The sequence below is a fragment of the Herpetosiphonaceae bacterium genome (assembly GCA_036374795.1).
Lineage (GTDB): Bacteria > Chloroflexota > Chloroflexia > Chloroflexales > Kallotenuaceae > LB3-1.
Window position 1 is genome coordinate 42,238 of sequence record DASUTC010000192.1, and the last position, 10,885, is coordinate 53,122.

Genomic DNA, 10,885 nt, shown 5'->3' on the forward strand with positions numbered 1-10,885 from the left:
TTTACACGTCTCCTATCGATTTCCGAATGATGTCAGTAATATTATCGAGGCTATCCTGGCTCCACTCGAACTCGGCGAAGTCGGACGGCGTGTACGCGCCCGCCTCCGGCGCGAGGCAGTGGCCGATCAGCGCCTGGAGCGTATCCAGGTAGGTGTACGCCAGATCCTCGATCGTCGTGCGGCGGTACAGGTGCGGGCTGTAGGCCAGCTCTAGCTGCAATTGCCCGCCGATGATCGCGGCGTTGATCTCAAGCAGGTAGGATCGCCGGGCAGATGGGCTGCGCTCCGGCCCACGCGACTCCTTCGCCAGGGCAAAGGGCGATTCCTCAGGCAGGATCTGATCGAGCTGGCCCATGTAGTTGAATATCACCTGGGCCTGCGGCAGCGCATGAAGCTGCTCGCGCAGCGCGGCATCCTGGCTGAGATAGCGGAGTATGCCGTAGCCAACGCCTCGGCGCGGCAGCTCGCGCAGTTGCTCTTTGACCGCCACGATCGCCTCGCCGGTGCCGTGCGTATGGCGCAGATCCAGCACAACCGGGAAGAGCGAGGTAAACCAGCCGACGGTGCGCGATACGTCCACATCGCCAAACAGATCCTCGCGTCCATGGCCTTCCAGATTGAGCAGCATCGTCTGCCTGCCGGTCCAGTCGGCGAACGTCTGGGCCAGCGCGGTCAGCAGCAGATCGTTGATCTGCGTGTTGTATGCCTGCGGCGCGTCCTGAAGCAGGGCGCGCGTCTCCTCGGCGCTCAGCTTGACCGCCACGCGCTGCGTCGACTCCTCGGTATTCGCGCGCTCGTCCGCGCCGTCTACGGGCAGCGGAGGCAGCGCCGACCACGGTCGCGTGGTCCAGTAGTCGCGCTCGGCCAGCAGCTCCGGCGCCTGGGCAAACGCTTGCAGCCGCTCGGCCCAGTGCTTGAACGCGGTGCTCTTGGCGGGCAGCGCTACGGCCTGGCCTTGGCTGAGCTGCTCGTAGACGGTCTGAAGATCGTCGAGCAGGATGCGCCACGAGACGCCATCGACGGCCAGGTGATGGATCACCAGCAGCAGGCGCGCCGGCTGATCGGGGCCGAGGTCGAAGTACGTCGCGCGCAGCAGCGGGCCATGGGTCAGATCGAGGCTGGCCTGCGCCGCCGCCGCGTGCTGCGTGATCGCCTCGGCCTGCTCAGAGGCGGGCACGGCGGAAAGATCGACGACGGACACGAGCGGCTGCGATGTGATGGCGGCGTTGTGCTGCTGCCAGCCGTGGGCGTCGTGGATGAAGCGCAGCCGCAGCGCGTCGTGGTGGGCCGCAAGCTGCTGCATGGTCGGCTCCAGCAGCGCCGGATCGAGCGGCTGGCGAGCCTCCAGCAGGACCGCCTGATTCCAGTGGTGGGGCGCGTCAAACTGCTGCTCGAAGAACCACTGCTGGATCGGCGTCAGCGGCACCGCGCCTGTCACGACTCCCTGCTCGGCCTGTACCGCCGGTCCCGTGCCGATCACCGCCGCCAGCTCCGCGATCGTGCGGTGCTGGAAGATCTGCGCGGGCGATAGCCGCAGCCCGGCCTCGTTGGTGCGCGCCACGACTTGCAGACTCAAGATCGAGTCACCGCCCAGCTCAAGGAAGTTGTCATGGATGCCGACCTGTTCCAGGCCAAGCACCTGCTTCCAGATCGCGGCCAGCGTCTCCTCGACCTGGGTGTGCGGCGCGGCAAAGGTTGCCTCTAGCTCTGGCCGAGCGCTGTCGGGCGCAGGCAGCGCTTTGCGATCGACCTTGCCGTTGGGCGAGAGCGGCAGCGCGTCGAGGAAGACGAACACCGACGGCACCATGTACTCCGGCAGCGTCGGCTCCAGGAAACGCCGCAGCTCGCTGACGCTTAGCTCGGCTGCCCCGTTGTGCCGCTGTTCCACCACGTACGCGACGAGTCGCGCGTCCGGGTGCCCGCTGGCGGGCGGCGGGTCCTGCCGCGCCAGGACCACCGCCTCGCGCACCTGCGGATGCTGGCCCAGCGCCGTCTCGATCTCGCCCAGCTCGATGCGGAAGCCACGCACCTTGACCTGGAAGTCCAGCCGCCCCAGGTACTCGATCGCGCCGTCAGGCAGAGAGCGCGCCAGGTCGCCGGTCTTGTAGAGCCGGGCGTTGGGCGTCTGGCTGAAGGGATCGGGGATGAACTTCTCGGCGGTCAGCGCGGGACGGCGATGATAGCCGCGCGCAAGCTGGATGCCGCCGATGTGCAGCTCACCGGGCACGCCGATGGGCACGGGGTGCAGGTGGCGATCGAGCAGGTAGATCTGCGTATTCGCCACCGGATAGCCGATCGGTACGGTGTGGAGCGCGCGGTCGGGCGCACACGGCCAGAAGGTGACGTCGACGGCAGCCTCGGTGGGACCGTACAGGTTGTGCAGCTCGGCATCCAGCCGCGCGAAGAAACGCTGTTGGAGCGCCAGCGGCAGCGCCTCGCCGCTACAGATCACGCGGCGCAGGGACGTGCAGCGGTCGAGATCGCGCTCTTCAAGGAAGACCTGCAACATCGAGGGCACGAAGTGCAACGTCGTGATCCGCTCGCGCGCGATCAGCTCGACCAGATAGGCCGGGTCTTGATGGCCGCCGGGCTTGGCGACGACGAGGGTCGCACCCGTGAGCAGCGGCCAGAAGAACTCCCAGACCGAGACATCGAAGCTGAAGGGCGTTTTTTGTAGCACGCGGTCGCTGGGCGTGAGCTGGTAGGCATCCTGCATCCAGAGCAGGCGATTGACGATCGCCTGGTGGGTGTTCATCGCGCCCTTGGGCTGCCCGGTCGAGCCGGAGGTGTAGATCATGTAGGCCAGGTTGGCGGCGCGAACGGCGCTGGCCGGGTTCGTATCGGGCTGCCGGGCGATGCGCTCCCACTCGGTATCGACCCGGAGCACCTGCGCGGCATGGGCCGGGAGCACGGCCTCGATGTGCTGCTGCGTGAGCAGCACGGGCGCGGCGGCATCTTCGAGCATGAAGGCGAGGCGCTCCTGGGGATAGCTGGGATCGAGCGGGACGTAGGCACCGCCCGCCTTGAGCACCGCCAGCAAGCTGACCACCAGCTCCAGCGAGCGCTCCATGCACACGGCCACGCGCGTCTCGCCCTGAGGGCACCCGCCAACGCCCATCGCCCGCAGGGCATGCGCGAGCTGGTTGGCGCGGGCGTTCAATGCGGCATAGGTGAGCTGTCGATCCTCAAAGACCAGCGCAACCGCGTCGGGCGTACGCTGGGCCTGCTGCTCGATCAGCGTGTGCAGGCAGACATCCTGCGGATAATCCGCCGCCGTGGCGTTCCACTCGACGAGCACCTGCTGCCGCTCGTGCTCCGGCAGGACGGTCATCTTTGCCAGGGGCTGCGTCGGCGCGGCGATGATCTGCTCGATCAGCACATGCAGATGCTGCTGCATGCGCTCGATCGTCGCCGCGTCGAAGCGGCTCGTGTCGTAGGTCATGGTGAATTGCAGCACCGGCTCCTGAAGCGCGATGATCGTCAGCGGGTAGTTGGTCTGGTCCAGGCTTTGCACATCGCTGATCGTCAGGCGACGCCGGGTGCTCGAAGGCTGGACCGCCGTGGCGACCGGATAGTTCTCGAAGACGACGATGCTCTCGAACAACGCCTGGCCGCGCGGCACGCTGCTCCAGCTCTGGATCTGCGCCAGCGGCGTGTACTCGTACTGGCGTAGCTCGACCTGAAGCTCCTGAAGCTGGCCCAGCCACGATAGCAGCGTGGCATCGGGATCGACCCGGACGCGCACCGGCAGGGTATTGATGAACAGCCCGACCATCTGCTCCACGCCGATCAGGTCGGCGGGCCGTCCCGCGACGGTCGCGCCGTAGACGATGTCCTGCTCGCCGCTGTAGTGGCTCAGCAGGAGCGCCCACGCGCCCTGCACGAGAGTGTTCATCGTCAGGCCGTGCTGCCGTACCAGCTCTTGCAATGCCAGGCTGGTCGCCTCACTCACCGCGAACGTGAGCGATGCCTGGTCCGATGTGACGCTCGCGGCGGAGCGTCGATCCACGCCAAACGGCGTCGGCGCGGTAAAGCCGACCAGCAGTTGCCTCCAGAACGCCTCGGCCTGCGCCAGGTCTTGCTGCTGAAGCCAGGCGATATAGTCGCGGTAGGGGCGGATCTGCGGCAGTTGGAGCGTTTCGTCCTGGACAATCAGCTCGTAGGAGTGAAAGACCTCGTTGAAGATCAGCGGCAGCGACCAGCCATCCAGCAGCACGTGATGGTGGCTCCACACGAAGTCGTAGCTCTCCGCGCCGACCTGGAAGAGCGCCAGTCGCAGCAGCGGCGCTGCGTGGAGCGCGTAGCCCCGCTGTCGATCGTCGTCGAGGAACGCCCTCAGCTCGGCGGCTTGCTCGTCCGCGCTGAGATGCCGCCAATCCTCGATCTGCCACGGGATCTCGACGCGCCGCCGCACGAGTTGCAGCGGCCTGTCCAGCCCTTCCCAGGCAAACTCGGTGCGGAAGATCGCGTGGCGCTCGACGACGGTCGCCCACGCCTGCTGGAAGGCAGCGATGTCGAGCGGTCCCGTAAGTCGGCAGGCGATCTGCTCGACATAGACGCCGGTTCCCTCCGTATAGACGGTATGGAAGATCATGCCCTGCTGCACCGGCGAGAGCGGGTACAGGTCTTCGATCTGCCGATCGCGGCTCAGCACGCGGTCGAGCGCGGCCTGATCGACGCGGGCCAGCGGGAAGTCCGAGGGCGTGTAGCCACCGGCATCCGGCGACAGGCAGTGCGCGATCAACGAGCGGAGCGCGCGCTCATAGGCCGCTACCAGCCGCTCGATCGTGCTGCGCTCGTGGCGGTTGGCGCTGTAGGCCCATTCCAGGTGGAGCTGCCCGCCCGCGACAAAGCCGGTCACTTCCAATTGATGCGCGCGCCGCTCGCGCGGGCTCTGGGTCGCGCCCGGAGATTCCGCCGCGACGCTGAGCCAGCCGTCGGAGGGCACGGCCTGATCGAGCTGACCCAGGTAGTTGAAGCCGACCTCGGATGCCGGACGATCGCTGAGCTGCTCCTGGATCTCGGCGGGACCGAGGTGGCGCAGCAGGCCGTAGCCGATGCCGCGCTGCGGAATCTGGCGCAGACGCTCCTTGATCGCCTTGATCGCCCGACCCGGCTCGTGCGAGGCTTCCAGATCGAGCAGCACCGGGAAGATCGTGGTGAACCAGCCGACCGTGCGCGACAGGTCTACACGCTCGAAGAGATCTTCGCGACCGTGGCCTTCGAGGTCGAGCCGCAGCGCATGATCGCCGGTCCACTCGCTCCAGGCCAGCATCAAGGCCGTCAGCAGCAGATCGTTGATCTGCGTGTGGTAGACCGGCGGCACGTCATGCAGCAGCGCGTGAGTCTCGTCGGCGCTGAGCGTGAGCTTGATCCGCGCCTCAGAAGCCGCCGTATTTACGCCGTCAGGATGATCGACCGGCATCGGCGCGACCGAGTGCTGCGCGACGTGCAGCCAGTAGTCGAGCTGATCGTGCAGCGCCGGAGCTTCTGCGTAGACCGAAAGACGCTCGGCCCAATATTTGAACGAGGTCGTCTTCGGCGGCAGCGCCACACCTGCGCCCTGGCTGAGCTGGGTGTAGGCGGTCTGGAGATCGGCCAGCACGATCGGCCAGGAAACGCCGTCGACGGCCAGGTGATGGATCGCCAGCAGCAGCCGACCGGGCTGGTCTGCGCCCAGGTCGATCGACGCGATCCTGAAGATCGGCCCGGCTGTCAGATCGAGGCTGCGCTGTACTTCGGTCGCGGCAGCGGTGATCGCGGTGCTCTGCCCGGCTACGGGCACCGCCGACAGGTCGATGGACGAGACGATCGACGATCCCGCCAGCGCCGCCTCAATCGTGACGATCTGCTGCTGCCAGCCCGACGGCGTCGGCGCATAGCGCAGCCGAAGCGCGTCATGGTGAGCCACGAGCTGCCGCGCCGCCTGTTCGAGCAGCGCCAGGTCGAACGGCTGCGACACCTGGAAGAGCATCGCCTGGTTGAAGTAGTTCGGCTCCGCCAGATCCAGCGCGAAAAAGTGCTGCTGAATCGGAGTCAGCGGCACGTCACCTGTCACCACGCCCTGCTCAGCCTCGGCGACAGCGCTGGTTTGGACCACGGTCGATAGCTCGGCGATCGTGCGGTGCTGAAAGAGCTGCTTGGGCGTCAGGTGCAGGCCGGCCTGATTGGCCCGCGCGATCACCTGAATCACCAGGATCGAATCGCCGCCGAGCGCAAAGAAGTTGTCGTGAATGCCGATCTGCTCGCGGCGCAGCACGTCGCCCCAGATCTGTGCGAGGGTGGCCTCGACGGACGTGCGCGGCGCGACAAAGGCCGTGCTCGTGCTGTGCTGGTCAAGATCCGGCGCGGGTAGCGCTTTGCGATCAAGCTTGCCGTGCTGTGTCAGCGGCAGCGCGTCCAGCACCACGAACGCCGCCGGGATCATATAATCGGGCAGCATCGCGCCCAGGCTATGGCGCAGCTCGTCGGTGCCGGGTATGTGCGCGCCCGGCTGCGGCACCAGATAGGCCACCAGCCCGCGTGTCTCGGCCTGGTGCTCCCAGACCAGCACCACGCTCTCCTGAATCGCGGGATGCTGCCGCAGCACCGCTTCGATCTCGGCCAGCTCGATGCGGAAGCCGCGCAGCTTGACTTGATGGTCGCTCCGACCAAGAAACTCGATCGTGCCGTCCGGCAGGTAGCGCGCCAGATCGCCCGTGCGATACCAGCGCTGACCATCGATCTCTACAAACTTTTCGGCGGTCAGCTCCGGCTGGTGCAGGTAGCCGCGCGTGCGGCCCGCCCCACCCACATACAGCTCGCCGTGTACGCCGATCGGCACGAGCTGGCGGTTGGTGTCGTAGAGGCGGATCAGCACGTTGGGCAGCGGCGTGCCGATCGGGTGGCCGGTAAGCGTGTGGCCGCGTGGAGTGCTGTAGCTGGTGCAGATAATCGTGGCCTCGGTCGGGCCGTACAAGACCGTCACCTCAGCGCCGGGAAAGGCGTTCTGCATCGCGCTCAGCAGCTCGGCAGGAACGCTATCGCCGCCGACGAAGAGCTGGCGCATGATGGCGTAGTCAGTCGGCGACGCGGCGCTGGCGCGGGTCGCCAGGACGATCTGCCGCATCAGGCTAGGAACCGCATGCAGCCGCGTGCAGCGCCGGAGCGTCTGGCTGAAGCGCGGCAGATCGAGCACCTCGGCCTGGCTGACAATCAGCGCCGTGCCGCCTGCCAGCAGCGGATTGAAGAGCTCAAAGAGCGTGATGTCGAAGGCGATCGATGCGATCCAGGGCATGGTATCGTCGGCCTGAAAGCCGAAGCGTTCCTGGCTTGCCAGCAGCGTATTGCGCAGGCTGCCATGCTCCACTTGCACGGCTTTGGGCCGTCCTGTAGTACCCGACGTGTAGATCAGGTACGCCAGATCGCTCGCTTTTGCCCCGCTGATTGGGTCAGTGTTGGGCCATGCGGCAATGGCAGGCGCGGCGTCCAGGCAGACGACCTGCGCGCCCTGGCTGGTATCCTCCAGGTGCAGCGTCTCGGCAAGCTCCTGCTGCGTGACGATCACCGGCACCTGCGCATCTTGCACCTGGAACGCCAGGCGCGCCTGCGGATAGGCCGGATCGAGGGGCACGTACGCGCCGCCCGCCTTGAGGATGCCCAGCAGCCCGACGACCAGATCGAGCGAGCGGTGCAGGCAGAGGCCGACGCGCACCTCTGGCCCAACGCCGCATGAGCGCAGATGATGCGCCAGTTGATTCGCGCGGGCGTTCAGCTCCGCATAGGTAAGCTGCGTATCCTCAAAGATCACGGCGACGGCATCCGGCGTGCGCGCCGCCTGCTGCGCGATCAGCTCATGGATCAGGTGAGCGTCTGGATAGGTCGCTGTCGGGCCATTCCAGTCGACCAGCAGCTTCTGGCGCTCATCATCGGCCAGAAACGACAGATCGCTGATCCGCTGTTCGGGATCGGCGACGCATTGCTCAAGCAGCCGCTCGAAATGCCCGACCAGGCGCGTGATCGTCGCGGCCTCGAACAGATCGGTGTTGTACTGGACGAAGCCGAAGATACCGCTCTCGATCTCGATCAGCTCAAAGGCCAGATCGAACTTCGCGGTTTCGGTCGGCATGTCGACCGTCGTGAGCGTCAGGTCGCCGAGCTTGAACGTGGACATCGGCGCGTTCTGGAGGATAAACATCACCTGGAACAGCGGGTGTCGACTGATGTCCTGCTCGTACTCGGCAATCTCGACGACCTGCTCGAAGGGCAGGTCTTGATGCGCGTACGCTCCCAGCGCGACCTCGCGCACGCGCTGAAGCAGATCCGCAAACGAGGGATCGCCCGACAGGTCGGTGCGCAGCACGAGCGTGTTGATGAAGCAGCCGATCAGGCGCTCGACCTCGCCGTGGTGCCGGTTGGCGATCGGCGATCCGATCACCAGATCGGTCTGGCCGGTGTAGCGGTAGAGCAGCGTGTTAAGGCCGCTCAGCAGGGTCATAAACAGCGTCGTGCCCGCGCTGCGGCTGAGCTGCATCAGCCCATCAAGCAGCGGCTTGGGAAAGTAGATGCTCTGCTTCGCGCCGCGATAGGTGCGGATCGGCGGGCGAGGATGATCGGTGGGCAGATTCAGTGCCGGAATCTCGCCGCTGAGCTGCTGCTTCCAGTAGGCTTGCTGTGCCTCCAAGACCTCGCCTTGCAGCCACTCGCGCTGCCAGGCGGCATAATCGGCGTACTGGATCGGCAGCTCCGGCAGCAGACTGGCTTCCAGAGCCGATGGGCTCGTGCTGAGCGCGCCGTAGAGCGCCGCCATCTCCTGGATCAGAACGCCGATCGACCAGCCATCCGAGATGATATGGTGCATCATCACCATCACCACATGGTCGTGCTCGGCGTGCTTGAAGATCAGCGCGCGGATCAGCGGACCAGTGGCGAGATCGAAGGGCCGCCGCGTTTCCTCAGAGCCGATGCGCAACATCTGCGCCCGCTGCGCGTCTGCGGGCCGGTCGCTCAGGTCGACGAGCGGCAGATCCAGCGTCAGGCGCGGCGCGATCTGCTGGACCGGCGCTCCATCGATCATCGGGAACGTCGTACGCAGCGCCTCATGCCGCCGCACGATCGTGTTCAGGCTTTCGCTGAGCGCACGGAGATCGAGATCGCCCTGCAAGCGCATCGCCACCACATCGGTGTACGCTGCGCTCTCCGGATCAAGCTGGTGCAGCACCCAGAGCCGCTGCTGGGCGAAGGAGAGCGGCAGCGGTCGATCGCGTGAGACGACCTCGATCGGCGGCACCGGCAGGCCGCGCGCCATCTGCTGCGCGAGCGTGATCTGCTCGGCCATGCCCGCGACCGTCGGCGTGTTGAACAGCGTGCTCAGCGCCAGCTCGACCTGAAACGTCTCGCGGACCCGCGACAGGATTTGGGTCGCCAGCAGCGAGTGACCGCCGAGCATAAAGAAATTATCGTGGACGCCGACATGCTTCGCGCCCAGCACGCGCTGCCAGATCGCCGCGACGACTTCCTCGGTCGGCGTGCGCGGCAGCGTCATCGCCGACTCGGCCTGCGTGAGCGCGGCGTCGGGCATGGGCAGCGCCTTGCGATCGACTTTGCCGTTGGGCGTCAGCGGCAGCGCCTCAAGCGTCACAAACGCCGCCGGGATCATGTAGTCGGGCAGGCGCTCTTTCAGGTACGCGCGGAAATCAGGTGTCAGGAGTTTTGAGTTTCGAGGTTCCGGTTCTTGGTCCTCGCTTTGTTCTTGGTTCTCAACCAGATACGCCACCAGGCGCACATCGTCGGCGCTATCTTGTCGCGCCACGACGACGGCCTCGCGCACGTCGGGATGCTGGCTCAGCGCCGCCTCGATCTCGCCCAGCTCGATGCGGAAGCCGCGCAGCTTCACCTGCTGGTCGATCCGCCCCAGGAACTCGATCGTGCCGTCCGGCAGGTAGCGCGCCAGATCGCCCGTCTTGTAGAGCCGCCCGCCGGGCCGCGCGCCGTACGGATCGGGCACGAAGCGCTCCGCCGTCAGCGCCGGGTGCCCGTAGTAGCCGCGCGTCACGCCCACCCCGCCGATGTACAGCTCACTGGCAATGCCGATTGGTACCGGCTCCATCTGCGCGTCGAGGAGATAGATCTCGGTGTTGGCGATCGGCCTGCCGATCGGCATATTGCTCTCAGGCACGCTGGTGACGGGATGCGTCGCCGACCAGATCGTCGTCTCGGTCGGGCCGTACATGTTGATCAGCCTGCCGGAGAGCAGCGGCAGGAGTTGCTGCGCCAGCGCGGGCGGCAGCGCCTCGCCGCCGAGCAGCAGCGCGCGCAGCGCGCGGAGCGGCTCCCGCGTGTCGGGCTGAAGCAGCAGCAGCTTGGCGAGCGAGGGCGTGCCTTGTAGCAGCGTCGCGTGGTGCCTGCGCGCCTGGACCGCCAGGCTGGCACCCGCCGTTTCGACGGGCTGGTTGACCAGCTCACGCAAGCGGTTGAGCCGCTGCAGCGCGGCGAGCGTCGTGTCGACGTCGATGCCGAAGTCGATCAGACAGCCGATCTCGTTCACGCCGATCGCCTTGAGCCGATCGACCAGCGCCACGCAGCTTTCGACCGTCCCGAACAGCGCGCTGGTTTCAAAGTAGCGGTCGAAGGCGAAGGCCAGCAGCGCGTCCATGTCTTCCTGGGTCAGCTCGCTCATCGGGCGCGCGATGTTGGCGCTCTGTGCCAGGTTAGCGATCAGCCCCGCCGATGAGCGCAGATAGTTGGTGAAGGGCACCCGCACGGCCTCGCGCACCGCCGCGCGGTCCTCGCCGATGTAGGTGTGCAGCATCAGCGTCACCTGCCCCGCCTCCGGATCGTACCCCTGCTCTGCCCGCGCCGCCCGGTACAGCCGGATCTTCTCGGCCACATCTTCGAGCGATTGGCC

The 10,885-nt window shown here is 66.6% G+C and carries 1 protein-coding gene; it reads right to left on the reverse strand.

What is annotated here, in order from left to right; genetic code table 11:
• Position 1: 1 nt before the first annotated feature.
• The gene (locus VFZ66_14445) at positions 2–10,867 is read right to left on the reverse strand and encodes an amino acid adenylation domain-containing protein (GenBank protein ID HEX6290386.1); all 10,866 of its coding nucleotides are present in this window, start codon (positions 10,865–10,867) and stop codon (positions 2–4) included.
• Between the last annotated feature and the right edge of the window lie 18 nt (positions 10,868–10,885).